General features: G+C 66.2%; 27 protein-coding genes. 12 read left to right on the forward strand and 15 right to left on the reverse strand.

The genetic code is table 11. The features are described 5' to 3' along the window. Window positions 1-42: 42 nt before the first annotated feature. Window positions 43-462 carry a hypothetical protein gene (locus ACLQI9_RS03520; protein WP_442382208.1) on the forward strand — a complete coding sequence of 140 codons (420 nt, stop codon included), beginning with the start codon at window positions 43-45 and terminating at the stop codon, window positions 460-462. Window positions 463-538: 76 nt separating this feature from the next. Here the strand turns inward: ACLQI9_RS03520 and ACLQI9_RS03525 are convergent, their stop codons facing one another. Together ACLQI9_RS03525 and coaA are read right to left on the reverse strand one after the other, a co-directional pair. After that, window positions 539-1,405: an NHL repeat-containing protein gene (locus ACLQI9_RS03525; RefSeq protein ID WP_442382207.1), complete on the reverse strand. Its 867-nt coding sequence runs from the start codon at window positions 1,403-1,405 to the stop codon at window positions 539-541. Between the two features lie 194 nt (window positions 1,406-1,599). Continuing rightward, window positions 1,600-2,538, reverse strand: coding sequence for a type I pantothenate kinase (gene coaA / locus ACLQI9_RS03530; RefSeq protein WP_442382206.1), 939 nt, complete (start codon window positions 2,536-2,538; stop codon window positions 1,600-1,602). 81 nt (window positions 2,539-2,619) lie between these two features. On the opposite strand from coaA, the gene ACLQI9_RS03535 reads away from it, so the two are divergent. The 5 genes from ACLQI9_RS03535 to ACLQI9_RS03555 all read left to right on the forward strand — a co-directional run bounded on the left by ACLQI9_RS03535 (window position 2,620) and on the right by ACLQI9_RS03555 (window position 8,626). Next, entirely contained in the window at window positions 2,620-3,828 is a 1,209-nt protein-coding gene (locus ACLQI9_RS03535) for a DUF885 domain-containing protein (RefSeq protein WP_442391068.1), read from the forward strand. 71 nt (window positions 3,829-3,899) lie between these two features. Further along, window positions 3,900-5,180: a serine hydroxymethyltransferase gene (gene glyA, locus ACLQI9_RS03540; protein ID WP_442382205.1), complete on the forward strand. Its 1,281-nt coding sequence runs from the start codon at window positions 3,900-3,902 to the stop codon at window positions 5,178-5,180. Window positions 5,181-5,234: 54 nt separating this feature from the next. Continuing rightward, entirely contained in the window at window positions 5,235-6,065 is an 831-nt protein-coding gene (locus ACLQI9_RS03545; RefSeq protein ID WP_442391041.1) for an acyl-ACP desaturase, read from the forward strand. A 269-nt stretch (window positions 6,066-6,334) separates the two neighbouring features. Beyond that, window positions 6,335-7,666: a PhoH family protein gene (locus ACLQI9_RS03550; RefSeq protein ID WP_442391043.1), complete on the forward strand. Its 1,332-nt coding sequence runs from the start codon at window positions 6,335-6,337 to the stop codon at window positions 7,664-7,666. Window positions 7,667-7,741: 75 nt separating this feature from the next. Beyond that, window positions 7,742-8,626 (forward strand): polysaccharide deacetylase family protein, encoded by an 885-nt coding sequence (locus tag ACLQI9_RS03555; RefSeq protein WP_442391045.1) that lies wholly within the window; start codon window positions 7,742-7,744, stop codon window positions 8,624-8,626. Window positions 8,627-8,869: 243 nt separating this feature from the next. Here the strand turns inward: ACLQI9_RS03555 and ACLQI9_RS03560 are convergent, their stop codons facing one another. Further along, on the reverse strand, window positions 8,870-9,700 hold the full coding sequence (locus tag ACLQI9_RS03560) for an alpha/beta fold hydrolase (protein ID WP_442391047.1): 831 nt from the start codon (window positions 9,698-9,700) through the stop codon (window positions 8,870-8,872). A gap of 57 nt (window positions 9,701-9,757) precedes the next feature. On the opposite strand from ACLQI9_RS03560, the gene ACLQI9_RS03565 reads away from it, so the two are divergent. Then, window positions 9,758-10,402, forward strand: a complete 645-nt coding sequence (locus ACLQI9_RS03565) for a TetR/AcrR family transcriptional regulator (RefSeq protein WP_442391049.1) — start codon at window positions 9,758-9,760, stop codon at window positions 10,400-10,402. A gap of 165 nt (window positions 10,403-10,567) precedes the next feature. Here ACLQI9_RS03565 and ACLQI9_RS03570 read toward each other — a convergent pair whose 3' ends face one another. The 3 genes from ACLQI9_RS03570 to glpX are packed head-to-tail and all read right to left on the reverse strand — an operon-like array spanning window position 10,568 to window position 13,532. Further along, entirely contained in the window at window positions 10,568-11,053 is a 486-nt protein-coding gene (locus ACLQI9_RS03570; protein ID WP_442382200.1) for an ester cyclase, read from the reverse strand. Further along, on the reverse strand, window positions 11,050-12,471 hold the full coding sequence (locus ACLQI9_RS03575; protein WP_442382199.1) for a class II fumarate hydratase: 1,422 nt from the start codon (window positions 12,469-12,471) through the stop codon (window positions 11,050-11,052). The genes ACLQI9_RS03570 and ACLQI9_RS03575 overlap by 4 nt, the downstream gene beginning before the upstream one ends. A 32-nt stretch (window positions 12,472-12,503) precedes the next feature. Then, the gene (glpX, locus tag ACLQI9_RS03580; RefSeq protein ID WP_442382198.1) at window positions 12,504-13,532 is read right to left on the reverse strand and encodes a class II fructose-bisphosphatase; all 1,029 of its coding nucleotides are present in this window, start codon (window positions 13,530-13,532) and stop codon (window positions 12,504-12,506) included. 61 nt (window positions 13,533-13,593) lie between these two features. Between glpX and ACLQI9_RS03585 the strand changes: the two genes are divergently transcribed. Together ACLQI9_RS03585 and ACLQI9_RS03590 are read left to right on the forward strand one after the other, a co-directional pair. After that, window positions 13,594-14,223 carry a DUF4245 domain-containing protein gene (locus tag ACLQI9_RS03585; RefSeq protein ID WP_442391070.1) on the forward strand — a complete coding sequence of 210 codons (630 nt, stop codon included), beginning with the start codon at window positions 13,594-13,596 and terminating at the stop codon, window positions 14,221-14,223. A gap of 12 nt (window positions 14,224-14,235) precedes the next feature. Further along, the gene (locus tag ACLQI9_RS03590; RefSeq protein ID WP_442391051.1) at window positions 14,236-15,033 is read left to right on the forward strand and encodes a dienelactone hydrolase family protein; all 798 of its coding nucleotides are present in this window, start codon (window positions 14,236-14,238) and stop codon (window positions 15,031-15,033) included. On the opposite strand, the gene ACLQI9_RS03595 is transcribed toward ACLQI9_RS03590, so the two are convergent. The 8 genes from ACLQI9_RS03595 to ACLQI9_RS03630 form a co-directional block, all read right to left on the reverse strand. Further along, window positions 15,014-16,165 (reverse strand): AI-2E family transporter, encoded by a 1,152-nt coding sequence (locus ACLQI9_RS03595; protein ID WP_442382196.1) that lies wholly within the window; start codon window positions 16,163-16,165, stop codon window positions 15,014-15,016. The two genes, ACLQI9_RS03590 and ACLQI9_RS03595, sit on opposite strands and share 20 nt — an antisense overlap. Before the next feature lie 33 nt (window positions 16,166-16,198). Continuing rightward, complete coding sequence (locus ACLQI9_RS03600) at window positions 16,199-17,032, reverse strand: SDR family NAD(P)-dependent oxidoreductase (protein WP_442382195.1); 834 nt, start codon at window positions 17,030-17,032, stop codon at window positions 16,199-16,201. After that, window positions 17,029-17,793: an SDR family NAD(P)-dependent oxidoreductase gene (locus ACLQI9_RS03605; protein WP_442382194.1), complete on the reverse strand. Its 765-nt coding sequence runs from the start codon at window positions 17,791-17,793 to the stop codon at window positions 17,029-17,031. The genes ACLQI9_RS03600 and ACLQI9_RS03605 overlap by 4 nt, the downstream gene beginning before the upstream one ends. After that, window positions 17,790-18,857 carry an NAD-dependent epimerase/dehydratase family protein gene (locus tag ACLQI9_RS03610; RefSeq protein ID WP_442382223.1) on the reverse strand — a complete coding sequence of 356 codons (1,068 nt, stop codon included), beginning with the start codon at window positions 18,855-18,857 and terminating at the stop codon, window positions 17,790-17,792. Before ACLQI9_RS03610 ends, ACLQI9_RS03605 begins: the two co-directional genes overlap by 4 nt. A gap of 253 nt (window positions 18,858-19,110) precedes the next feature. Continuing rightward, window positions 19,111-20,241: a 3-beta-hydroxysteroid dehydrogenase gene (locus tag ACLQI9_RS03615; RefSeq protein ID WP_442382193.1), complete on the reverse strand. Its 1,131-nt coding sequence runs from the start codon at window positions 20,239-20,241 to the stop codon at window positions 19,111-19,113. 63 nt (window positions 20,242-20,304) lie between these two features. Beyond that, the gene (locus ACLQI9_RS03620) at window positions 20,305-20,538 is read right to left on the reverse strand and encodes an exodeoxyribonuclease VII small subunit (protein WP_442382192.1); all 234 of its coding nucleotides are present in this window, start codon (window positions 20,536-20,538) and stop codon (window positions 20,305-20,307) included. Further along, window positions 20,528-21,769 (reverse strand): exodeoxyribonuclease VII large subunit, encoded by a 1,242-nt coding sequence (xseA, locus tag ACLQI9_RS03625; protein WP_442382191.1) that lies wholly within the window; start codon window positions 21,767-21,769, stop codon window positions 20,528-20,530. Before xseA ends, ACLQI9_RS03620 begins: the two co-directional genes overlap by 11 nt. A gap of 8 nt (window positions 21,770-21,777) precedes the next feature. After that, a complete protein-coding gene (locus ACLQI9_RS03630; protein ID WP_442382190.1) occupies window positions 21,778-22,401 on the reverse strand; it encodes a lipid droplet-associated protein in 624 nt (207 codons plus the stop codon). 88 nt (window positions 22,402-22,489) lie between these two features. On the opposite strand from ACLQI9_RS03630, the gene ACLQI9_RS03635 reads away from it, so the two are divergent. Continuing rightward, window positions 22,490-23,497 carry a 4-hydroxy-3-methylbut-2-enyl diphosphate reductase gene (locus ACLQI9_RS03635; RefSeq protein ID WP_442382189.1) on the forward strand — a complete coding sequence of 336 codons (1,008 nt, stop codon included), beginning with the start codon at window positions 22,490-22,492 and terminating at the stop codon, window positions 23,495-23,497. Between the two features lie 6 nt (window positions 23,498-23,503). Here the strand turns inward: ACLQI9_RS03635 and ACLQI9_RS03640 are convergent, their stop codons facing one another. Then, window positions 23,504-24,619 (reverse strand): DUF6542 domain-containing protein, encoded by a 1,116-nt coding sequence (locus ACLQI9_RS03640; RefSeq protein WP_442391053.1) that lies wholly within the window; start codon window positions 24,617-24,619, stop codon window positions 23,504-23,506. 261 nt (window positions 24,620-24,880) lie between these two features. Between ACLQI9_RS03640 and ACLQI9_RS03645 the strand changes: the two genes are divergently transcribed. Both ACLQI9_RS03645 and ACLQI9_RS03650 read left to right on the forward strand, forming a co-directional pair. Beyond that, a complete protein-coding gene (locus tag ACLQI9_RS03645) occupies window positions 24,881-25,069 on the forward strand; it encodes a helix-turn-helix domain-containing protein (protein WP_442382187.1) in 189 nt (62 codons plus the stop codon). A gap of 40 nt (window positions 25,070-25,109) precedes the next feature. Beyond that, window positions 25,110-26,366, forward strand: coding sequence for an RNA-guided endonuclease InsQ/TnpB family protein (locus tag ACLQI9_RS03650; protein ID WP_442391055.1), 1,257 nt, complete (start codon window positions 25,110-25,112; stop codon window positions 26,364-26,366). Window positions 26,367-26,382 lie beyond the last annotated feature (16 nt).

The following is a 26,382-nucleotide window of genomic DNA, read 5'->3' on the forward strand; positions in this document are numbered from 1 at the left end:
CGCTCAAAGGTGTACGACCCGACATCGCAAGGAGTTCTCGACATGACCGCCGTTTATGGACTGTCCACCCGACCCTTCGCCGACTCCACCGACTCGCTGTTGCGGTTCGCCATGCGGCTCGACGCAACGCTGACCGGATTGGCCGGGCTGTTTATCGCCGCCGCTGCCGATCCCATCTCCTCGTGGTCCGGGCTGAGCTCCCTGACTGAATACGGCGTCGGTGCATTCTTTGTGCTGTATGGGCTCATTGTTTTCGGCCTCGCCGCAGCACCCGACCTGCGTCGCGCCGGGATCGGTGTCGTCATCGCCAACATCGTCTTCACCGTCGCGGCGGTCGTCATCGTGGCCGCGGGTGCATTGCCGCTGACCGCAACGGGTATCGCCGCGACACTGGCCAGCGGTGTCTACACGGCTCTGATCGGCTACCTGCAATACCTCGGAGTGCGCCGACTGCCGGCGTGACTCCCTTCCCGCCAGTGCGGGGCGCCGCCGTCAGAGGTTGCGGTGCGCGCCTTTGCATCGGCTTGTGCGCACTAGGCTATTCCGCAGGCAGTTTCAGCACCCGCGCGCGTATGGCGTCGGTGACGTAGACGTCGCCTTTCGTATCTACCGCCACACCTTGTGGGGCATTGAGGTTTCTCACGGGCAGCGCGTTCTGGCGGCTGGACCCCGCAGCCAGACTCAGCACTTGTCTGCTGTTGGAGTCGGTGACATAGACGCCGCCGTCAGGTCCCACCGCCACGCCATAGGGCTGGTCCAGGCCGGTGAAGGGCAGCACGGTCTGGTCGGTTGATCCGGGAGCCAGCTTCACCACCCTGTTGTCATACATCTGGTCGTCGGTCACGTAGACATCGCCTGCAGTGTCTACTGCAACGCCTTGCGGGGACTCGAGCCCCGTGAACGGCAGCACAGTCTGGCTGGTCGACCCCGCCCCTAGTCTGACTACTTGCTTTTTTCCACGGTCGGCGACATAGACGTTGCCGGCCGAGTCCACCGCCACCGCCCGTGGGTCTGCCAGCTCGGTGAAGGGCAGCGCGGTTTGGCTGCTCGAACCCGCCGCCAGCGTCACCACCTTGCCTACGCCGCCGGCCAGGTAGGTCACGTAGACGGTGCCCCTGGCGTCCACCGCCACACCCGTCAGGTTCTCTAATCCGGTGAACGGCAGTTTGGTCTGGCTGGTCGAGCCTGCCGCCACCATCAGCACTCGGCGGTGGCCGGTATCGGTGACGTAGACGTCGCCTTTCGCGTCTACCGCCACGCCCGTTGGATCGTTGAGGCCGGTGAAGGGCAATACGATCTGTTTGGAGTAGACCAGCCCGCTCAGTGGAGAGCTTGGTGACCGATAGAGTTCAAAAACTCCCAGCACGGCGGCGATCACCGCGCCGACGACGGCAATGGTGATCACCGTTCGGCGGCTCCGCCGGCGTGGCCGCGCTGGTATCGGGTGTGGCTCATGTGTGAACCGCCAACCGACTGGGGGACTATTGCTTGCCCACTCTTCCACTGCACCCCCTCGGAGTCGGGAACACCGTCATCGGCATACTAGCTGCGCGAGCGCGCGTCAATCAGAATTCGTAGCGCCGCAGGCGCTGTAGAATTCTAGAGCTTGCGCAGCCGCAGCCGGTTGATGGAATGGTCGGCGTCTTTGCGCAAGACCAGGGTGGCCCTGGGCCGGGTGGGCAAGATGTTCTCGATGAGGTTCGGCCGGTTGATCGAACGCCAGATTTCGCGGGCGGCGACGACGGCCTGCTGGTCGGCCAGCCCCGCGTAGTGGTGGAAGTGCGAAGCCGGGTTGGCGAACGCGGTCGAGCGCATCGCTAAAAACCGCGAGACATACCACTGCTCGATGTCCTCGATGCGCGCGTCCACGTACAGCGAGAAGTCGAACAGGTCCGACACCATCAGCGTGGGCCCGGTCTGCAACACGTTGAGGCCCTCGAGGATCAGGATGTCAGGGTGGCGAACCACCTGCTTCGCACCGGCCACCCGGTCGTAGTGCAGGTGCGAATACACCGGCGCGCATACGTAATCCGAGCCGGACTTCACCGAGGTGACGAATCTCATCAGTGCCCGTCGGTCATAGCTCTCCGGAAAGCCCTTGCGGTGCATCAGGTTTCGTCGGTTCAACTCGGCGTTCGGGTAGAGGAACCCGTCGGTGGTCACCAGGTCGACCCGGGGATGGTGATCCCAGCGGGCCAGCAGCGCCTGCAGCACGCGGGCCGTCGTCGACTTACCGACCGCCACACTGCCGGCCACTCCGATGATGAACGGCACCGGCCGATCGGGATGTTGCCGAGGCTCGCCGAGGAATTCCGCGGTGGCAGCGAACAACCCTTGCCGGGCCGCGACTTGGAGGTGCAAAAGCCGGGCCAGCGGCAGGTAGACCTCTTCGACTTCGAGCAGGTCGATCTGCTCGCCCAATCCGCGCAAGCCAACGACTTCTTCTTCGGTCAGCGGCTGCGGCGTTGACATGCGTAGCGCGCGCCACTGACCCCGGTCGAACTCGACGTAGGGGCTCGGCTCGCTCAGCCGCGACATGACTGTCAGTCTTGCAGCCTTGCGCGCGCTGTGGGCGGCTGGGGCCACGAGCCGATAGCGTTAGCGGGCGTGGAGCTCAGTCTGGAACCCGCCGCGCTGATCCGCGAGTACCTGTCGCTCGGTTTGCGCTTCGACCGGATCGAGTCGGGTTACGTCGATGCATTCACCGGCGATCCGGCGCTGCGCCAAGCGGTGTTGGCCGAGCCCGCGCCTGACCCGGCCGATCTGGTCCACCAGGCCCAGCGGCTGCTCGCAGCGCTGCCAGATGTGCTGCGCCGCAACGGATTCGACCAAGCCCGCGCCGACTACATCGGCGCTCATCTGCGTGCGCTGGCCTGCGCCGGGCGCAAGTTCGCCGGAGAAGACATCGGCTTCGTCGACGAGGTACACGACTACTTCGACGTCCACATCGCCAAAGGTGAGGGGGAGACGTACCGGCAGGCGCATGCCCGGCTCGACGAAGTCCTCGGCGGCGGCGGACCGCTGGCCGACCGGATGGAGGCCGACCGCGCCGCCGAGGAGATCCCGTCCGATCGGTTGGCCGAGTCCATCGAGGCGTTCTCCAGCGCGCTGCGCGACCGGGTGCGCGCCGAGTATCCGCTGCCCGACACCGAAACGGTTGTCTATCAAGTGGTGACCGACCAGCCGTGGTCGGGATTCAACTATTACCTGGGCGACTACCGCTCCACGGTGGCCGTCAACGCCGACGTCAAACAACTGATGTCGAACCTGCCGCGGCTGGTGGCGCACGAATCCTATCCGGGGCACCACACCGAGCACTGCCGTAAAGAGGCCGGGCTGGTCAACCGGAAAGGCCAGGCCGAGCAAACCATTTTCCTGGTGAACACCCCGCAGTGCCTGATGGCCGAGGGCCTGGCCGACCTGGCGCTCTACGCGGCGATCGGCCCGGGATGGGGGCACTGGGCGTCCGAAATCTACGCCGACCTGGGGCTGAGGTTTGACGGCGAGCGCGCCGAGGCGGTGTCCGAGGCGTCCGCGGCGCTGGCCGGAGTCCGTCAGGATGCGGCGTTGATGCTGCACGACGAGCATCGCGACGGCGACGAGGTGACGGCGTTCCTGCGACGCTGGTTGCTGGTCGACGACACCCGCGCCCGGCAGATGCTGCGGTTCTTGTCCTCGCCGCTGTGGCGCGCCTACACCAGCACCTATGTCGAGGGATACCGGTTGCTGCGAGCCTGGCTGGACGACCGCCCTGCCAGTGTGAGCCTGGCCGAACGGTTCGGTCGGCTGCTTGACGAACCGCTGATCCCGTCGGCGCTGCCCGAGTAGTGCGAGTTCGGCGTCTCGATAGACTGGCGTCCGTGACTGCTGCACCTGACGCCCGTACCGCTGCATCCCTCATGTCGGCCCCGTTAGCCGAGGTTGATCCCGACATCGCCGAGCTGCTGGGCAAGGAATTGGGCCGCCAGCGCGACACCCTGGAGATGATCGCGTCGGAGAACTTCGTACCGCGTTCGGTATTGCAGGCCCAGGGCAGCGTGCTGACCAACAAATACGCCGAGGGCCTGCCCGGCCGGCGCTACTACGGCGGCTGCGAATACGTCGACGTGGTGGAGAACATCGCCCGCGACCGGGCCAAGGCGCTGTTCGGCGCCGACTTCGCCAACGTGCAACCGCATTCGGGCGCGCAGGCCAACGCCGCAGTGCTGCATGCGCTCATGTCACCGGGGGAGCGGCTGCTGGGCCTCGACCTCGCCAACGGCGGTCACCTGACGCACGGCATGAAGCTCAATTTCTCCGGCAAGTTGTACGAGAACGGCTTCTATGGCGTTGACCCGACGACGCATCTGATCGACATGGACGTGGTGCGCGCTCACGCGCGTGAGTTCCGCCCCAAGGTGATCATCGCCGGCTGGTCGGCCTACCCGCGGATTCTGGACTTCGCGGCGTTCCGGTCGATCGCCGACGAGGTGGACGCCAAGCTGTGGGTCGACATGGCGCACTTCGCGGGCCTGGTCGCCGTGGGGCTGCACCCGAGCCCGGTGCCGCACGCGGACGTGGTGTCCACCACCATCCACAAGACGCTGGGTGGGGGCCGCTCCGGCATGATCCTGGGCAAGCAGGAGTACGCCAAGTCCATCAACTCGGCGGTGTTCCCCGGCCAGCAGGGCGGCCCGCTGATGCACGTCATCGCCGGCAAGGCCGTCGCGCTGAAGATCGCCGGCACACCCGAATTCGCCGACCGCCAGCAGCGCACGCTGTCCGGCGCCCGGATCCTCGCCGATCGACTGCTGGCCGCCGACGTCGCCAAGGCCGGTGTGTCGGTGGTCAGCGGTGGCACCGACGTGCACCTGGTGCTGGTGGACCTGCGCAACTCCCCGCTGGACGGCCAGGCCGCCGAGGACCTGTTGCACGAGGCCGGCATCACCGTCAACCGCAACGCTGTCCCGAACGACCCGCGTCCGCCGATGGTGACCTCGGGCCTGCGGATCGGGACTCCCGCGCTGGCGACACGCGGCTTCGGCGAAGCCGAGTTCACCGAGGTCGCCGACATCATTGCGACCGCCCTGGCGGCGGGCAGCTCCGCGGATGTGTCCGGGCTGCGTGACCGGGTGACGGGGCTGGCCAGGGAGTTCCCGCTGTACGAGGGACTGGAAGACTGGTCGCTGGTCGGCCGCTGACTCCTCCTTGGGGCGGATTTCACGGAACCTGTGTACGCGGGTTACAGTTACCTCATGGCACAGAAAGCTGTCGCTAATGCGTTGATCCTCGAACTCGAGCCGGTCGTCGGCGAGAACCTGGACCGCTACCTCGACACCGAGAACTTGTGGTTCGCGCACGACTTCGTGCCGTTCGAGCAGGGCGAGAACTTCGCCTTCCTCGGCGGGCGTGATTGGGATCCGTCGCAGGTCACGCTGCCCAAAGTCATCACCGACGCGTGCGAGATTCTGCTCATAACCAAAGACAACGTGGCCGGTTATCATCGCGAACTCGTCGAGCACTTCATTCTCGAAGATATGTGGGCCCAGTGGCTGGGCCGGTGGACTGCCGAAGAACACCTGCACGCCACTGCACTACGCGAGTACTTCGTGGTGACCCGCGAGGTCGACCCGGTTGCCAACGAGCACGTACGCTTCGAGCACGTGTCGCTGAAGGGGTATCGCGCCGACCAATATTCCCAGGTTGAAACCCTGGTTTTCATGGCTTTCTTCGAGCGCGCCCACGCCGTGTACTGCAACAACCTGGCGGCCGAGATCGAAGAACCGGTGCTGGCCGGACTCATTGCCCACATCGCGCGAGATGAAGAGCGACACGAGGAGTTCTTCTCGAACCTCGTCGCGCACTGCCTCGACTACACCCGCGACGAGACGATCGCCGCGATTGCCGCCCGCGCGGCCGACCTTCAAGTCATCGGCGCCGACATCGACGCCTACCAGGACAAGCTGCGAAACGTCGCCGACGCAGGCATTTTCGGCCCGGATCAGCTGCGGCAGGTGATCTCCGAGCGCATCACCGCATGGGGAGTCGCCGACGAGCCGGCGTTGCGGCAGTTCGTCATCGGCTAGCCTCGTCGGCGCGCCTGTGCGGCGCACATGCGAAGACGGGAGTAGCGTCGCATTCGATGGCTAGCGACATGCTCTGCTGTCCGGGCGGCGCCTCTCGTCTCGACTTCGACAGGACCGCCGGCCCCGGTCCTGGCGCCGCGGCCCCCGCCGAATCGTCCGTGCGGGCCGCACGGGCTTCAGTCCGGTTATGACGCCCTGCGTGCATGGGTGGCGGTGGGGCCACCGCCCGCACGCGGCAGCGAACCGGGCGATGAGCTCGAGGAGCGCTCGTGACTGATTTCCCGGCGGTTCCACAGGACACCTCACGGACGTACGTGCTCGACACCTCCGTGTTGTTGTCCGACCCGTGGGCATGTTCCCGCTTCGCCGAACACGAAGTGGTGGTTCCGCTGGTGGTGATCAGTGAGCTGGAAGCCAAACGGCACCACCATGAACTGGGCTGGTTCGCCCGCCAGGCGTTGCGGCTGTTCGACGATCTTCGGCTTGAGCACGGACGGCTGGATCAGCCCATTCCCGTTGGGACACAAGGCGGCACGCTGCACGTCGAACTCAACCACAGCGATCCGGACGTGCTGCCTGCCGGGTTTCGCACCGACACCAACGACTCGCGCATCCTGTGCTGTGCCGCCAACCTCGCCGCAGAGGGCAAGCAAGTCACGTTGGTGAGCAAAGACATTCCGCTGCGCGTCAAAGCGGGAGCGGTGGGTCTGCGCGCCGACGAGTACCACGCGCAGGACGTCGTCACCTCCGGCTGGACCGGGATGACGGAGATGGAAGTCACCGCCGAGGACATCGACGCATTGTTCGCCGACGGCGAAGTCGATTTGTCTGCGGCCCGAGACCTGCCGTGCCACACCGGTATTCGGCTGCTCGCCGGCAGCTCGCACGCGCTCGGCCGGGTTAACGCCCACAAGCGGGTTCAACTGGTCCGCGGCGATCGCGAGGTCTTCGGACTGCGTGGTCGCTCCGCCGAGCAGCGGGTGGCCCTGGATCTGCTGCTCGACGAGTCGGTGGGCATCGTGTCGCTGGGCGGCAAAGCCGGCACCGGCAAATCGGCGCTGGCGCTGTGCGCTGGCCTGGAAGCGGTGCTGGAGCGACGCACCCAGCGCAAGGTGGTGGTATTCCGCCCGCTCTACGCGGTCGGCGGCCAGGAGTTGGGCTATCTGCCCGGCAGCGAAAGCGAAAAAATGGGACCGTGGGCGCAGGCCGTCTTCGACACCCTCGAAGGTCTGGCCAGCCCGGCGGTGCTCGAAGAGGTGCTGTCGCGCGGAATGCTCGAGGTGCTGCCGCTGACCCATATCCGCGGCCGCTCGCTGCACGACTCGTTCGTCATCGTCGATGAGGCGCAATCGCTGGAACGCAATGTGCTGCTGACCGTGCTGTCACGGCTGGGCGCGGGCTCGCGGGTGGTGTTGACCCACGACGTCGCTCAGCGCGACAACCTCCGAGTGGGCCGTCACGACGGGGTCGCGGCCGTGGTCGAGAAGCTCAAGGGGCACCCGCTTTTCGCGCACATCACGCTGTTGCGCAGCGAGCGGTCGCCGATCGCCGCGCTGGTCACCGAGATGCTGGAGGAGATCACCCGGGCCCCGCTGCCCTAGGCCTGGATTGTCGCGCAGCGAACCGCTGCGCCCGGCTTTGCCGCGCTTGCGTTCGCCGCGGGTAAGCTTCCGGCCGTGCCGAGACGACCAGACACCCTTGCATGGCGGTACTGGCGCACGGTCGCCGGTGTGGTGGCAGCCGCCGCCGTCGTCGCGATCGGTGCGTTCACCGGGCACGTCAGGTTCGCTCACGCCAAAGATGTCGTCGACTGCGCACAAGTCAAATGCGTCGCGTTGACGTTCGACGACGGCCCCACCCCGTACACCGATCGGCTGCTGGACATCCTGACCGCCAACAAGGCCAAGGCGACCTTCTTCGAGATCGGCAACAAGGTCGCGGCCAACCCGGCCGGCGCCAAACGTGTCGTCGACGCCGGTATGGAGATCGGCAACCACACCTGGGAACACCCCAACATGACGACGCTGCCGCCGGCCGATGTTCCCGGCCAGTTGTCCAGAGCCAACGATGCGATCGCCGCGGCCACCGGGGTGACGCCCAAGCTGTGGCGGCCTCCCGGCGGGCTCACCGATGCGGGAGTCAATGAACAGGCCGCAAAGATCGATCTGGCCGGAATCCTTTGGGACGTCATCCCTTACGACTGGATCAACGACTCGAACATCGCGGCCAGCAGATACCTGCTGATGACTCAGATCAAGCCAGGATCGGTGGTGTTGCTGCACGACACCTACTCCAGCACGGTTGATCTGGTCTACCAGTTCATCCCGGTGCTGAAAGCCAACAACTATCACCTGGTGACGGTCAGCCAGCTGCTCGGGCAGCGAGCAGCGGGCAGCGTGTACGGCAGCCGGGAGAACGGGCCACCGGCCAATGACCTGCATGACATCCCGGTTGCCGAGATTCCGTCCTTGCCTAACACCCCGTCGCCGCAGCCGATGCCCAACTTCCCGATCACCGATGTTGCGGGCCAGAACTTAGGCGGATCGAACAACGGCAACTAGCTGTCGACGACTGGAAGGCGTCAGGATTATTTCCTCGACGTGGGCGACCGCCTCGGATTATGGGGGCGTGTATACCGGTCTCGATGGCAATCGTTGCAGTCGTCCACATTTCGCGCACCCATGGGGGTAGGAAACTATCCTCGACCAATACCGGTGTCGTTGAACTTTGATCGCGTTTGGTGTTCATGGCTTGTTGTAACGGATCCTGGCCGTTGACATCTTGCCGACCTACATGCTTGTGGATCAGCTGGTCGAGGTTTGCAGGTGGTGAACGAGCAGATCGGTAAGTCGCCCGAGGGCAAGCTCGGGTACCCAGTGTCCGACTCCGCTGAGTTCTACCTCCGTGTAGGTGCCGGTCACGTGTTCGCGCGTGGCGCGAGCGGTGGATTGGCCAAGGAACGGGTCATCCGCGCCCCAGACGAACAACGTCGGTATCGGGGCGGCCGGCAATGTCAGCCAGTCGGCGAAATTGAAGGCGCGGAAGTGATTTAGCGCCCCGGTCAGAAATCCAGGTGAGCTGAAGTGAGTGACGTAGCGGTCGATGGCTGCCGGGTTGAGGCCGCTATAGGAGGCGCGCAGCGCGGCCGCGTCGTCGGCCAGCATCAGCTGTTCGGCGATCCCGGGCTGGCGGAACAGATCGAATGGGGGCAGTGGCTGCTGGCGGGATTCAAGGGCAGCAGCGAACGGCGCCAAGTGCGGGGTGGACGCAACGGCCAGGGTGCGGACCCGGTCCGGGCAGCGGCAGGCGAGGTCCCACGCGATGATGCCGCCAAGATCGTGACCGACCAGATGGAACCTGTCGGCTCCCAGCTGGTCGGCCATGGCGAAGACATCGGCCCTGATGCGTTCCTGGGTGTATCGGGCCACCGTCTCAGGCAGAGCTCCGGCTGCGAAGCCGCGCAGGTCTGGCGCCACTGCTCGCCACCCAGCGGCACCTAGCGCTTCGACCTGGCCGTTCCAGGCTTGCGCCGTCTGCGGGAAGCCGTGCAGCAGCAACACAAGGTCACCGTCCGCTGGACCGGCTGCGATCGCCGGGAAGGCCAGAGACTCGTGCGTCAGCTCCACCGTATCCATATCGCCACCCTACGTACAGTATGTAGGTAGCGCAAGCCCGATATCATCATCCTCGACATGACAACCGAACCAGGCCGGCGGCCGATGCACCGCACCACGCCGGCGCACGGCGAGCAGACCAAGGCCAGGCTGGTCGCCGTGGCCCGGGAGATGTTCGCCCGCAACGGACACTCCGGCGTGGCGATGCAGGACGTCTGTACAGAGGCGGAGGTCACCAGGGGTGCGCTGTACCACCACTTCCCAGGCAAGGACGGACTGTTCCGCGCCGTATGCGAACAGGTCGCGACAGACGTCACCGCACGAGTGGCGGCCGCAGCACAGACAAAGCCTGATGCGTGGCTGCGCCTGGTTGCGGGATGCCGCGCGTTCCTTGAGGTGTCCGCACAGGACGACGTGCGCCAGATCCTGCTCACCGATGCCCCGTCAGTACTCGGCTGGGCTGAGTTGCGCGAACTGGATACCCGCCACGGATTGGGATTGGTCAAGCTAGGTATCCAGCGCGCGATCCAGGAGGGAGCCATCGAGTCCGGCCCAGTCGACACGCTCGCTCACATGCTAGTCAGCGCCTTGAACGAGGCTGCAATGCTCATCGGTCGGTCAGCAAACCCGAACAACACACGTAACGACGCGATGCGCGCACTCGACCGGATACTCGCGGGGATCGCCGGGAAACGCCAGCCGCCAGCCAGTTCCGCTCGGTGAGGCAGAACGGTTCAAGGACGAAACTCGACCTCAACCGCAGTCACCGATTGATTCGCATCATGCTGTCTGCGTGCGGAGGGACCAATAGCTCTGCCGTGCAACCGATCCCCCAACGACCGGATGTCCCGAAGTCCAGCGCGTCTCTAGTCGCTTCCGTCGAGTCGCTCACTGACGGTTTCCTGTCGGGCGTTGATCCGGTAGCTCACCTGCGGCGGCGACTGCCAGCAGCTCACCGCGACCGATCTGGCCGACCAGGCTGGCCGAGTCGAAGTAGATGCGTTCGTTGGTGATTCGATCGTCGTCGAAGAAGAACACCGCGATGATCGGCACCCGGAACGCCTTGCCGGTGGGTGGCAGACCGTAGAACTCACCGAGATTGGTGCCCAGCAGGTCGAATTCGGTGATCACCGCGTCGTCGCTGAAGTGGTATCGAACGTTTTCGTGGCGCTGGTCGGGGAACGCCGTCCGGGTGGTCAGGTAGTAACCCATCACCTCGTCGTCGCCGTCGAAGACCTGGCCGGTGGCCATGATCTCGTAGCGAGGGTGCCCGTTGAAGGTCGCCAGGGTGCGGTCGAACTCCTTGGTCACCTCGGTGCTCATGTGCTCTTCGACGGTGGCCAGTCGGCGTTGCCGGAGTTCGTCGCTGATCATGTCGGCTCGTCGTGCACCTTGGTCATCGCGAGCACGTCGAGGCGACGGTCGAGTTCCTCTTCGGACAGTTTGTCGCCGATCAGCCCGCGATCGATCACCGTCTGGCGGATTGTCTTGCGCTCCTTGAGGGCTTGCTTGGCCACTGCAGCGGCCTCCTCGTAGCCGATCGCCGAATTCAGCGGTGTCACGATCGACGGCGATGACTCGGCCAGCTCGCGCAAGTGCTCGACGCGCGCAGTCAGTCCGCTGATGCAACGCTCAGCGAACAGCGTGGACACGTTGGTCAGCAGCTTGAACGACTCCAATAGGTTGCGCGCCATCATCGGGATGTAGACGTTGAGCTCGAAGGCGCCGCCCGCGCCACCCCACGCGATTGCCGCGTCGTTACCGACCACCTGAGCGGCGACCTGCGTAACAGCCTCGCACAGAACAGGATTGACCTTGCCCGGCATGATCGAGCTGCCCGGCTGCAGATCCGGCAGATGAATTTCGGCCAGACCGGTCAACGGACCCGACCCCATCCAGCGGACATCGTTGGCGATCTTGGTCAACGACACCGCGATGGTGCGTAGCGCACCGGACGCCTCCACCAGCCCGTCGCGGGCCGCCTGAGCTTCGAAAGCATTGACTGCCGTGCGTAATTCGGTCAACCCGGTCTCTGCCACCAGCACCTCGACCACCTTGGCGCCAAAGCCGTCGGGCGCATTGAGGCCGGTGCCTACCGCAGTGCCGCCGATCGCCAGCTCACCCAACCGGGGCAGTGTGGCGCGGACTCGCTCGATACCGGCCTCGATCTGACGGGCGTATCCGGAGAACTCCTGACCGAGTGTGACCGGGACGGCATCCATCAGATGCGTGCGGCCCGATTTCACCACCGTGCGCCACTCGCGGGCCTTGGCCGCCAACGCGTCGTGCAGCACCTGCAACGCCGGGATGAGGTGGCGCACAGCGGCTTCGGTGGCCGCGATGTGGGTGGCGGTCGGGAAGGTATCGTTGGACGACTGCGACATGTTCACGTCGTCGTTGGGATGCACGGTCACACCGTTGGCGGCCGCGATCGACGCGATCACCTCGTTGGTGTTCATGTTGGAGCTGGTGCCCGACCCGGTTTGGAAGACGTCGATGGGGAACTGGTCGTCGTGGCGCCCGTCGGCGATCTCGGCGGCGGCGGCGATGATCGCATCGGCCTTCTCCGGTGCAAGCAGTCCGAGGTTCTTGTTGACTTGCGCGCAAGCCCCTTTCAGCAGACCCAACGCCCTGATCTGAGTGCGCTCCAGTCCGCGGCCGGAGATCGGGAAGTTCTCCACTGCACGCTGAGTCTGCGCGCGCCACAATGCTTTTGCCGGCACCCGGACTTCGCCCATGGTGTCGTGTTCGATGCGGTATTCGGTGTCGTTCTCGACGGCGTGGGCGGCCATAGATGGGTCCTTCTTGTTGCGGGCTCGGGTGGTTACGGCAGGGGGTATGCGGCGTTGCTGTCGCCGGTGAAGTCGATGGCCGAGTATTCGTTGAGCTTGGACAGCCGGTGGTAGGCCTCGATCATCCGCAGGGTGCCGGACTTCGAACGCATCACGATCGACTGGGTGGTACACCCGCCGGGCTGATAGCGGACTCCCTTGAGCAGGTCCCCGTCGGTGACGCCGGTCGCACAGAAGAAGACGTTCTCACCCGACACCAGGTCCTCGGTGGTCAGGACCTGGTCGAGGTCGTAGCCGGCGTCGAGTGCCTTTCGTCGTTCGGCGTCGTCCTTGGGCGCCAGCTGCGCCTGGATCTCGCCGCCCATGCAGCGGATCGCCGCCGCGGTGATGATGCCCTCCGGGGTCCCGCCGATCCCGGCCAGCATGTCGGTGCCAGAGCCCGGTCGGCACGCCGAGATCGCGCCGGCCACGTCGCCGTCGGTGATCAACCGGATTCGCGCCCCGGTGGCGCGGACATCCTCGATCAGCTGCGCGTGCCGCGGCCGGTCCAGGATGCACACCGTCATGTCGGGCACCGACAGGCCCTTGACCTTGGCGACCGCGCGGATGTTGTCGGCGACCGGCGCGGTGATGTCCAGCACGTGAGCCGCGTCAGGGCCGACGGCGATCTTGTTCATGTAGAACACCGCCGACGGGTCGAACATCGAGCCGCGATCAGCCACCGCGAGCACCGAGATGGCGTTGGGCATGCCCTTGCTCATCAGCGTGGTGCCGTCAATGGGGTCGACGGCGAAGTCGCAGTCCGGGCCGTCGCCGTTGCCGACCTCCTCGCCGTTGTAGAGCATCGGCGCGTGGTCTTTCTCACCCTCGCCGATCACCACCACGCCGCGCATCGACACCGAATTCACCAGTTGGCGGATCGCATCGACGGCCGCCCCGTCGCCACCTTCCTTGTCTCCGCGACCCACCCAGCGCCCGGCAGCCATAGCACCGGCTTCGGTGACCCGTACCAGTTCCAGAGCGAGGTTACGGTCCGGGGCTTCACGTCGACTCGCGCTCATGGTTGCTGATTGTCCCAGAAGCGGGTTGGTGCTCCGGAGCTGGGATACTCGTGGTGTGACGATGCAGCCGCAGCCGACGGTCAAGCCGGCCAAGCCACGGCTGCTGCAGGACGGCCGGGATATGTTCTGGTCAATCGCGCCTCTGGTAGTGGCCTGCATTGTGCTGGCGGGCGTGGTCGGGATGTGCACGTTTGCCCCTGGCGGGACCAACCGCGGACCGGTGCCGTCGTACGACGCGGCCGGCGCGCTGCGGGCCGATGCGCAGACGCTGGGGTTCCCGGTCCGGCTGCCGCGGCTGCCCGAAGGCTGGCAGCCCAACTCCGGCAGCCGCGGGGGTATCGGAGACGGCCGAACCGACCCAGCGACCGGTCAGCGGGTCCGCGCGGTCACCTCGACCGTCGGATACATCAGCCCCACCGGCATGTACCTGAGCCTGACCCAAGGCAACGCCGACGAGGACAAGCTGGTTGGCTCGATCCACCCATCGATGTACCCCACCGGAACCGTCGACGTCGACGGCACCCGGTGGATCGTCTACGAGGGCGACGGCGTCGAGACGGTGTGGACCACCCGGCTGGGCAGTCCGGCCGGTCCGGCTCAGGTCGCGGTCACCGGTGCCGGTGGCGTCGACCAGTTCCGTACGCTGGCGACGGCCACTCAATCACAGCCGCCGTTACCGGCGCGCCGCTAGAAGGGACACTTTATGACCGCACCGGAAGCCGACCTCACCGGCTGGTCGGTTGCCCCGTTCAGCGGCGGCGGCTACACCCACGACGTCTACCGCAAGGGCGAAGGACCCGGCGTGGTGCTGATCCCCGAGCTACCGGGCATTCATCCCGGTGTGTTGGCGCTGGGTAATCACCTGGTGGACAACGGGTTCACCGTCGCCATACCGTCGTTGTTCGGCGAGCCGGGTCGGCCCGTGTCGGTGGGCTACCTGGTGCCTACCGTCGCGCGGGCCTGTGTGGCAAGGGAATTCGCAGCGTTTGCGACCAACAAGCAGCGGCCGGTGTCGGTCTTCTTGCGTGCACTGGCTCGCGACCTCAACGCATCCACACCGGGCAAGGGCGTCGGGGTGATCGGCCAGTGTTTCACCGGCGGCTTCGCGCTGGCAGCCGCGGTCGACGACAGTGTGCTCGCCCCGGTGCTCAGCCAGCCGTCGGCGCCGATGCCGCTGACACTGCGTCACCGCCGCGATCCTGGACTGAGCGACGTGGAGCTGAACGCGTTCAAAGACCGTGCCAAGAAGGACGGCGTGTGCGCGATGGGCCTGCGGTTCAGCGAGGACAAGCTGGCGCCGGGCGAACGATTCGCCACCCTCAAAGAGCGGCTCGGCGACGCGTTCGAGGTGATCGAGATTAACTCGGCCCCGGGCAACGAACACGGCTTTTCGAGGGCGGCGCATTCGGTGCTGACCCTGGAGGTCCGCGAGGTCGACGGTCATCCGGCCTACGAAGCGCGCAAGCGGGTGGTCGAGTTCTTTAAGGAGCGGCTGGTCTAGCTGCTTGGCGTGCCTTCCAGCGCGTGCGCCAACCGGGTTTGTGGTCGTCGTCGTCGTCGTCGTGTTCTTCGAGCTCTACGCCCTTATACACCGCCAGGTAGACGTCGATGGTGGTGACGATGACGATCATCAGCACCGGGCCGATGACGATGCCCCACGGGCCGAACATCGCGATGCCCCCGAACACGGCAAGCAACATGAGCGCGGGATTGAGCCGTGCATCGCGTGGAACCAGGATCGGGCGCAAAAATTTGTCGAGGTTGGTGACCACCACGAGATGCCAAGCGATGACGAATACGCCGCCGATGATGTTGCCGTAGAAGATCATCCCGATGCCGAACGGGATGGTGACGATACCGCCGCCCAGCGGAATGATGGACAGCGCCGTCAACAGAATCGCGAATATGAAGAACCCGTGGTGGAATCCGGCGACGTAGACGGACGCGGCTCCGGCCATCCCTTGGCACAATGCGATGACGAACTGGCCGATCACCGTTCCGCGCACCATGGAGCCCATTTTCCGCAGGTACAAATCGGTGACGTCTTCGCCGAGCGGATTGAGTTGGCGGATCAAGGTGAGCAGTTTCTCGCGGTTGGTCAGCAGTGCGACAAACACGTACAGGAAGATGATGGCTGCGGTGACCGCGCCGGGGAGACCGCCGGCCGTGTCTTGCAGAAAGTGCAGGGCCCACTGACCCGTTTTCTGCGCGACGGTCACCATCGTTTGTCTGAGCGACTCTGCGGTGACCGTCATGTGCAGGAAAGGCACCCGTGCCAAGAGCTGGTTGACGACATGGAGACTCTTGTCGCCGAGCCCACTAAGGCCGGTCCTCTGCACCCAGCCCGCGACATGAGTCACCATCCGAGAGAGCTGGACGATCGCCAGCAGCACCGTCAAGCCGACCGGCACGATCACGACGGCCAGAGCCGAGAGCAGCGTGCAAGTGGCCGCTAGGCCGGTATTCAGCCGACGGCCGAACCAATTGAAAAGCGGCGTAAACAAATACGCCCCGACGGCGGCCACCACGATGAGGACGAAGTAATTGCGGAGGAAGTACCCAGCGAACAGCAGGCTGATAATGGTGACGACCGCAAGGGCCCGTTTCTGGGTGAGGGTAAATTCCGTGTTCATCACCGGCCCTCCGCGTCTCTACCGTCATGAACGTTAGCGTGCAGCGGCTGCTCTAGCTTGCCGCTTGCGCTGGTCGGCGATGAAGCGGATCGAGAAACGCTGTAGTAGACCTGGCGCCAGCCGGGCGAACACCCATGACGCGTAGGCCTGCTTCGGCGCGACCAGCAGCGCCTTGTTGCGCTTGATCGCCTTCAACGTGTCGCGGGCCAGACGGTCGGGGTCATACCCGGTCTTCATGCCCTGGCCGCGCAGGTAGTAGTCGCGGCCGACAAAGCCCCCGATGGCGCCTTTGTCCAGGATCGGCGTCTCGACGGCGCCCGGGCAGACGGCCAGCACGCCCACCCCGCGGGAGACGGCCTCCGAGCGCAGCGCCAGCGACAGCCCCACAATCGCGTGCTTCGTCATCACGTAACTGGTGATCTGGCCGGCCGCGGTCAGCCCGGCCATCGACGCGGTGTTGACGATGTGGCCGTGCCCCTGCCGCAGCATCACCGGATAGGCGGCGGTGACGCCGTGCACAACGCCGCGAATGTTGACGTCGATGATGGCGTTCCACTGGTCCAGCGTGAGCAGTTCGGTGTCGCCGCCCCAAGCGATTCCGGCGTTGTTGAACATCAGGTCGAGGCGCCCGGTGCGGGTGACCACAGCGTCGACGGCCGCCGCCACCGCGGCCGCGTCGGTCACGTCCAAGGTGGCCGACGTCGCGGTACCCGGACCGTGCAGGCCCTCGGCGGTGCGCGCCGCCGAGGCGCCGTCGACATCGGTGCAGACAACGTCGGCGCCCGCGGCCACCAGGGCCCGGCACAGCGCCGCCCCGATGCCCGAGCCGGCGCCGGTGACGATCGCGTGCTTGCCAGTGAAATTCATTGCGCGGCCAGCTTCATCACGTGGCTCAAGATGTCGGGATACCGCCGCATGTGCGCGCCGCCGTTGAGGTCGAGCACCTCACCGGTCAGCCACGGCGCCTTGCACAGGAACACCACGGCGTCGGCGATGTCCTCGGGAGTGCCGGCGCGGCCCAGCGGTGTGTTCTCCAGGTATTCGTCGACGACGCCCGGAATCTGGGTGGCCGGCTCGGTGAGCGGAGTGTGCACGAATCCGGGGGCGACGGCGTTGACCCGGATACCATGCGGCGCGAGTTCGAGCGCCGCGACTTGTGTCAGCATCGACAGCCCGGCCTTGGCCGCGCAGTAGGCGCTCATCGCGGCGGCGGGCTGCCGCCCGTTGAGCGAACTGATGGACACCAGCGCCCCACCGTCGCGCAGCCGCGGCGCGGCATGCTTGATCACCAGGAAACTGCCGGTCAGGCAGACGTCGACGACGGAGCGGAACTCTTCCACCGGCAGTTCGGTGATCAGCCCGACGCCGCTGAAACCGGCGGTGTTGACTACCACCTCGAGCGCGCCGGCCTGCTCGAACAGGGCCCGCACCGAGTCCTCGTCGGTGACCTCGACCGTCGCGGCGGTATGTGGGTCGCCGAGTTCGTCGGCGACGGCACGTGCGCCGTCGGTATTGCGGTCGGCGACGGTCACTCGGCAGTTGTCGGCGGCCAGCGCATGGGCGACCGCTCGGCCGATGCCGGATGCCCCGCCGATGACGACCGCGTTCCGGGCGTTTGGTCCGCTCATGCCGGGCTCCGATCGGGTCGAGGGTCATTCCATTTGGCGCCGATCACACCCCACGGGTCGGCATAGCGACCCGGGTAGCGGTAGTACGGCGAGCGACGCTTGAGCAGCGCGTGGGCCAGCGGAGCCACCAGCCGCGCCGGGTAGCGCAGCCAGCCCATCCGGTCGGCTGTCTCGGCAAGCAGTTGCGCCCACGAAACCCGTTGGAATTTCAGCGCTTCCACCGAGCGCGCGGTGTCCATCCAGTCGGTGGCGAACCAGTCGGCGTCGCTGTCCGGGTTGCCTTTGCGTCCGGCAGGTATCCCGCCGACCAAGCCCATCGCGGCAGCGGCGGCCGCGGCGATATCACCTTGGACGTGGCGGTGCGAGTCGTCGCCGCCGATGAGCAACGTCTCGCCGATCACCGGGGCGGTGGTGGCGGCGACGAAGGCGCGGGCCACGTCGCGCACGTCGACGGTCTGGATGCGCCCGTCGACCGGCAGCGAGGCCTCGAAGTAAATGGTGTCCAGGTCGAGGTCGAACCGCGGCTCGGCGGTGAGCACGCCGCCCAGCCGCAGCACCACCCATTCCAGCCCGGAGCCGCGGACAAGTTGCTCGGCTTCCACCTTGTGGGCGCCGTAGATGTCGGATGGCCGCAGCGGGGTATCCGCGGTAAGCACATCGGTGATGTGGTGTGGGTTGCGGGCGCCGTAGGCGGCCACGCTGGAGGCTTGAACGAATCGCGGCGGCGACGGCAGCGTTTTCGCGGCCTCGATCAAAAATCCGGTCGCGTCGACGTTGACGCGGCGGGCCAACGCCGGCCGCGCGTAGCACACCGGCGGGATGATCGCGGCAAGGTGGGTGATCGCCGCGGGCGAGACCGCATGCAGCAGCGCTGTGACGGCTTCCGGATCGGTGAGGTCGGCCCACCGGACGTCGGAGGGTGGCAGGAGGGCCGCCGCGGCTTTCCGGTTGGCCGGTATGTCAAGGTCGGTAGCGACGACGCGGCGGCCGTCGGCGCGCAGCTGTCGCACCGTCGCGGACCCGACCAGTCCGAACGCCCCGGTGACCAGCACAGTCTCGGACATTGAGCGCCGCTCCTCCTCCTCGCTTTGCTCTGCATCGTCGCTGGCGCGCATGCGCCTCCCAGCTCGCGAAAAGTGTATTTCGCAACGTGCCGACGCGGAATATGTTTGCAGTTCGATATTCGCGGCGCGACAAGGGGGTACACCCGCGCGGCGACGATGCAGGCCGGAACGGCCTGAGGAGGAGCCGGGCAATCAGGCGCCGCGGCGACGATGCGGCGAGGGGGCGAGCCGCGCAATCACACCCGAGCGATGATTACAGCGTCGCCTCAGCCGGCTGGACACCAACTTTCGAACGCCGGCTACGCGGCGGTGCGGCGGCTTTCATCTGGTCGAACAGCTCGGTGTAGTAGGGCAGGCATTCGGCCATCGCCTGCTCGGTGGTGAACAACGGTCGATAGCCGAGGTCGCGGGTGGCCTTGGCCACCGAGAAGTAGTTGTCCAGATACAACCGCTCGATAGCCAGCGGTTCCAGCGGGGGCTTGGGCAGCCCGAACCGGAAGTGCAGCCGCTGCCAGCCCGACATCGCCGCGCGCACCGCGGCGCCGGATATCCGCAACCGGGGCAGGCGATGTCCGCAGACCGCGACGACTGGTCGGGCAAACTCGAACATGTTCACTGGCTCGGCATCGTTGATGAAGTACGCTTGCCCGGGCGCGGTGCCGCCGGGCACTAGGTGCTCAGCGGCCAGGATGAAGCCGTGAATCAGGTTGTGCACGTAGGAGTTATCCAGTCGGGCGGCCTTGCGGCCCACCAGGATCTTGACGTGGCCGGCCTGCACGCTTTCGAACACCCTGCGGAACATCGTCTGATCGCCACAGCCCCAGATGCCGCTTGGGCGTACCGCGCACGTCAGCAGGCCATCAATCCCGTTCTGCGACAGCACAAATCGCTCGGCGACCACTTTCGTCTCGGTGTAGAGGTCATTAAACCGGTCGGTGTAGGGGAACGTCTCGTCACCGCCGGCGATGGCTTGGCCGCCCATCACCACACTGTTCGACGACGTGTAGACGAACCGCTTCACCCCGGCCGCCCGCGCGGCGTGCACCAGGTTCTTGGTTCCGTCGACGTTGACGGCGAAACTGCGCTTCCGGTACTCGTCGGTCACTGAGGCACCGCCCAGCAGCTCGATGAGCGCCGCGGTGTGGAAGACGGTGTCGATGCCGTCGACCGTGGTCGCGACCATGCCGGGGTCGCAGATGTCGCCCTGGAGCACCTCCAGCCCCGGTCGGGCCGGGAGCGGCGAGGGCGCACGGTCGAAGGACCGCACCTGGTAACCACGATCGAGCAGGGTGGTCACCAGGTTGGCGCCAACGAACCCCGAGCCGCCGGTGACCAGGATCCGGCCCAGCTGGGTGGTCGGCGATGTTCCAGAAATGTCAGCCATGCCGACGAGGATAACTGAAACGTGTTCCAGTTTCGGACATAAACTTCAAAACCGGTTTCGATTTCAAGAATCTTCCGGCTCGCTGGCAGCCAATGCATCGGTCACTCGCTTGCGTGCTCCAGCTAAGTGATCTTCGCACCGTTTTGCCAGTTGTTCGCCTCTTTCCCACAATGTTAGCGACGCATCAAGGTCGAGCCCGCCCTGCTCCAGAAGGCGCACAACTTCGATCAGTTCGTCTCGGCATTTTTCGTACCCAAGCTGACTAATGGGTGTAACCTTCTCCGGTTTATCGGCCATCGGTTGGTCCTTCACTGGTCGCCGCGACGGCGCCATCGGCAACCCGCACCCGCAGCTTGGTGCCTGCCGGAGCGTCGTCGATTGACCGGAGCACAGCCGAGGGACCCTCCGTCGGAATCGTCTGCACCACGGCGTAGCCGCGGGCCAGGGTGGCCGCCGGACCCAAGGTAGCCAGCCGGGCGGACAAATGGCCGACGCGTTCGGTCTCCGCGCCGATCAGGCGGGTGATATCTCGGCGGACCGCAGACCGGGCGCGGTGCACCTCCTCGGCGCGCACCGTCAGTGCCGCCAGGGGCTCGGCCAGTACCGGACGGCTGCGCAACTGCGCGAGCACGCGCTGTTCGCGGGCCACCCAGTTGCGCAGCGCCTGAGCGCTGCGCCGGCGCAGGTCGTCGAGCAGGTGTTGCTCTGCCGCAGTATCCGGGACGATCTTCTTGGCGGCATCGGTGGGAGTGGCCGCGCGCAGGTCGGCGACCAGGTCGCACAACGGGTTGTCGGGCTCGTGACCGACCGCACTGACCACCGGGGTGCGGCAGGCGGCGATCGCGCGGCACAGCGTCTCGTCGGAGAACGGCAGCAGGTCCTCGACGCTGCCGCCACCACGGGCCACCACGATCACGTCGACGGCCGGGTCGGTGTCCAGTTCGCGCAGCGCCTCGACAATCTGGGCGACGGCACTGGGCCCCTGAACGGCGGTGTTGCGCACGGCGAATCGCACCGCGGGCCACCGCGCGGCGGCCACCGTGGTGACGTCCCGCTCGGCGGCGCTGGCCCGCCCGGTGATCAGCCCGACCGTGGCGGGCAGGAACGGCAGCGGCCGCTTGAGTCGTGGGTCGAACAGCCCTTCGGCGTCCAGCAGCCGCCGCAGCCGCTCGATGCGGGCCAGCAGTTCGCCGATCCCCACCGCGCGTATCTCGCTGAGCCGCAACGAGAATGTGCCGCGTCCGGTGAAGAAGTTCGGCTTGCCGCAGACCACGACCTGGACGCCTTCGGCGAGCTTGACCGGTGCACTGTCTACCAGGTCCCGTGGGGCGGTCACGGTCAGTGACATGTCGGCCGCGGGGTCACGCAGCACCATGAAGACGGTCTTGGCGCCCGGCCGGATGTTGATCTGGGCCAACTGGCCTTCCACCCACACCGTGCCCAGTTTGTCGATCCAGCCCGCGATCCGGATGGCCACCGCGCGAACCGGAAACGGGTTCTCGGCCGAATTCGCCGGTTGAGCCGGCACCGCTCGGGTCACTTCGCCGTCGCGCGAGTGATCCTGTTGGCGAGCAGCGTCTGGAACGGTGCACGCGCCTTGGTGGCCTCCTCGTAGGCCAACAGGGCCTCGAGTTCGTCCACGTCGAGCGTTTGCAATCTGGCCCGCAGCTGGGCCAGCGTCAGCGTTTCGTAGTCGAGCTCGTCGGCCACTGGCGGCGCAGGCACCGCCGATTTCGCGGCCGGTTTGTGCGCGCGGGTGACGGACACGGGCCGAGTCGGGGGATCGGCCGCGGCGTCCCCGTCCGACGGGTCGGGCGAGGTGTACAGCGCGAACCGTCCTTCGGCGCGCTGTACGCCGTCGGACGCGTCGACGCCGGGTCCGTAGGCGTCGGCGTCGCCTTCATAGCCGTCGCCCAGGTCCTCATCGAACGTCGCCCAGTCCGGCTGCTCCTCCTTGGGCGGAAAAATCTGCTCCAGGGTCGAGTCGCCCTTGATTACCAGTTCGGCCATGTTCTGCTGGAAGCGCATCACGATGTGCGCGGCCTGACTGACCAGCGTCATCGGATACATCAGGATGGTTTTCGGCAGCTTGATCGTCTCCTCGACGGCGAGTGTCGCCGCGCCCACCAGCAGCCGGAACCCATAGGGTGCTGTAACCATGCGTGACAGCCTGCCTTAACCTGCGGTCAACGCCAAGCCGACCGCGCGAGCTGGCGAGCCCGAGTCCGCAGAAAGTAACCTGGTTGCCATGCCGCCCACCGTCAACATGGGGATCCCCGGCGCCGCGAGCTCGGCGGTCGAGCCGGTGACCGGCAAGCGGGTGCTGCTGGCCGAGCCGCGCGGGTACTGTGCCGGCGTCGACCGCGCCGTCGAGACGGTCGAGCGTGCGCTGGAAAAGCACGGCCCGCCGGTCTACGTCCGGCATGAGATCGTGCACAACCGGCATGTGGTCGACACCCTGGCCAAGGCGGGGGCGGTTTTCGTCGACGAGACCGACGAGGTCCCCGAGGGCGCCATCGTGGTGTTTTCCGCGCACGGAGTCGCGCCGACCGTGCATGCGTCGGCGGCTGAGCGGTCGCTGCGAGTCATCGACGCCACCTGCCCGTTGGTCACCAAGGTGCACAACGAGGCCAAGCGCTTCGCCCGCGACGACTACGACATCCTGCTCATTGGTCACGAGGGCCACGAGGAGGTCGTCGGAACCGCCGGTGAGGCCCCCGAGCACGTGCAGCTGGTCGACGGGCCCGGCGCCGTCGACGGGGTGACGGTTCGCGACGAGAACAAGGTCATCTGGTTGTCGCAGACCACGCTGTCCGTCGACGAGACCATGGAGACCGTGCAGCGGCTGCGTGCCCGGTTCCCGAAACTGCAGGATCCGCCGAGCGACGACATCTGCTATGCAACCCAGAATCGGCAGGTCGCGGTCAAGGCGATGGCGCCGGAGTGCGAGCTGGTGATCGTCGTCGGGTCACGCAATTCGTCGAACTCGGTGCGGCTGGTCGAGGTCGCTCTGGGCGCCGGATCGGCGGCCGCGCATCTGGTGGATTACGCCGACGATATCGACCCGGAGTGGCTCGACGGTGTCAACACGATCGGGGTCACCTCTGGCGCGTCGGTGCCTGAGGTGTTGGTGCGTGGCGTGCTGGAGCGACTGGCCGAATACGGCTACGACGTGGTGCAGCCCGTGACGACGGCCAACGAGACTCTGGTGTTCGCGCTACCGCGGGAGATCCGCCCAACCCGGAAAGCTCCCTAGACGTCCCTAAACGTCATAGTCCCAGGTATCGGCTGCGGGCTCGCGCAGTCGCCGGGGTCTGGGCTCGTTGCGTGGCTCATCAGCCCTGGTTGAGCCGCGATACCGGACCTGCGAGATCGGGTGGTGTGTCGCGGGTGTGCCGGATGCCCCGTTCGATGCGGGCCTGCGACGTGGCTCCGGTGCGATGGGTTCGTAGGGCTCGTAGGGGTCGAATCGGCTGCCATGACGGGTCGGCTGACCCTTGTGACCGTGCTGGTCGCGGCGGATCTCCCGGGCCGGCCGACCACGCAGGTCCGGATCGCGCGGCGCCCTGGCGCGACGAGGCGGCTCGGCGCCGCCGAACTCGCGGGTGCGCGTCGGGCGTCGATCCCGCGCGCGATCAAGTGTGGGGTCGGCGGGTTCGTCCAGCGGCGGCCGGATATGCCGGGAGCGCGACGTTGCCGGACGCTTGCCTGTCCTCCTGCTGTCCGCCGACTCCGCGGATGATCTCGCCGGCTTCGCGGACCGGCCAACGGCGTGGGTTCGCCGCGAACTGCGCTTGGCGGTTTTGTCGACCGTTTCGTCATCGGCCGACTCACGTCGCAGGGTCAGGAGCATCCTGAAAATCGGAGCCAGCCTGCCGGCCAGCCCGGTGGGCCGCGCGTCGCTGCTCGCTGCATCGGCTTCGGCCGTCTCAGTGGCGGCCGGGCGGATCACCCTCGCCAGCAACCAGCGGATGATGCCGATCAGCAGCACGCCCGCCGAGGTGAACAGCATCAGCGGGAAGCGTTCGATCAGCGGATAGCCGCAGTTGATCACCAGGTCTTTGAGGCCGGTGAACTTAGCTCCGTGAAAGAGCCAGTACGCGCCGGGTACCGCACAGAACAAGATCAGCGGTGGCTGGATGACCGCGGTGAAGACAGCGGACTGGCGCACCGCCAGCACCGCAGCCAGGCAGCCCGCGACATACAGCGCGGAGAAGACGGTCGTCAGCTCCTTGCTTGATCCGGCGTCGAAGGCAAAGCCCGCGGCGGTGCCGGTGACAGCGACAAGCACGGCCGCCCACCAAGGCGCACCAGGAATGCTGGGGATTATCGAGCGATGATCCGACGCCACCGCCGCCCGCGTCCGCTGTGCTGACACACGTCGACCGTACCGGCTCAGCGCCGAAAGGCTCGTAAAGACCTTGTTAGCAGGCCGTGGGCGTGCCACATTTCGCGCTGCCGAGCGCTGGGGATTCGTGTCGAGGTTCTCCTACAGCGTGTCGAAAGACTGGGATTGGTCTCGTGCCGCAGGTGACTCGGCGCAGCGGATCGGGTTACACGATCGCCACTTGCGACCGGATCCGCCGCAACATCGAGACCTCGGGTGTTGTCGGTGGCATGTGGGAAGCTGCGCGCGAGGATGACAAGGCACACCACATTCCGTTTTTGCATGGACCCGACGGCCGAGCAGCAGCGTCTGCTCGATCGGCATGCTGGGGCGTCGCGGGTTCGCGTTCAACCAGTGTCTACGCATGGTGAAGACCGCGCTCACCGCACGCCGGACAGACGCGGACATGGAGGTGCCCTGATCTGGATTCGATCTGATTAATGCGTTCAACGCTTGGAAGAAGACCCAAGACGCCGGGCGTGTGTTCGTGATCGATGCCGCTGGGACAGCCGACGTGGTGGTGACTGGGCTGGCCTGGCGTGGCCAGGTGTACCAGCAGGTGTTCGAGGAAGCCGCGGTGGATTGCGCCCGTGGCCTAGCCGCTTGGTCGGACTCTCGCGCCGGCAGACGTAAGGGCCCCCGGATCGGGTTTCCCCGGTTCAAGAAGAAAACGCGTGCCATGCCGTCGTTTCGCTTGCGCAACAAACACCCTAAAGGTGGCAAACCGGCTATCCGTGTCGGCTACCTCAGCCGGCCCCGCTCAGTTGTCCTGCCCGGCATCGGGTTGGTGGCCATACATGATGACACCCGCCGGCTGCGGCGGATGCTCGCCAAGAATCGGGCGAAGATACTGTTCGCCACCGTCAGCCAGCGGGCCGGACGCTGGTGGGTGTGTCTGAATGTGGAGGCCGCCGACCTGCATCCTGGTGCGCGGCATCCCGCCCGCGTCGATGGCAATCAGGGCGGCTGGGTCGGCATCGACCGCGGCTTGTTGGCGTTCGTAGTGGCCGCCACCCACGAAGGTGCCGAGGTCGCGCGCTTCAACGACCCACCAAAGGCGCTCGCCGCCGGGATGCGCCATCAGCGCCGCCTCGCAAAGAAGCTGTCCCGCAAGAAGAAAGGATCACACCACCACCGCGTCGCGGCCGCCCGGCTCGCGCGGCACCACTACCGTGTCGCGAATGTTCGCCAGCATTTCCTGCACCAAGTCTCCAACCAGTTGGTCAAGACCCAAGACCAACTCGTGATCGAAGACCTCAATGTGGCGGGGATGCTGGCCAATAATCACCTCGCCCGAGCAATCAGTGACGCGAGTTGGGCCGAGTTTGCCCGCCAGCTGCGCTACAAAGCCGATTGGCGGGGCGGCAGCGTGGTCACAGCTGACCGCTGGTACCCGTCGAGTCAGATCTGCTCACGCTGCCGGACCCGCAACCAGAAGCTGAGTCTGGCGGATCGCGTGTTCAGCTGCGTCTGCGGACATTCCGTTGACCGGGACTTGAATGCCGCGGTCAACCTTGCCCAGTGGGGCGAGGCTTATCACGCTGATCACAAACCCGGACCCCCAAGTACGGAGGCCGGGTCACCAATGCCCGCCGACGGGACGGCGCTGGCCGGCGCCCCACGTGTCCCGGTGAAACCACCCCGAATGACGCGGGAACCGAAGTTCAAGCCGCGACCGCGGCCTGAATCAAGGACGCCCGAGAAGGGCGGCGCCGCACCGCCAGTAACGGTTGCTTAGCACGCTTTACACTTGA

Origin of the sequence: Mycobacterium sp., assembly GCF_052143115.1 — a bacterium.
GTDB lineage: Bacteria > Actinomycetota > Actinomycetes > Mycobacteriales > Mycobacteriaceae > Mycobacterium.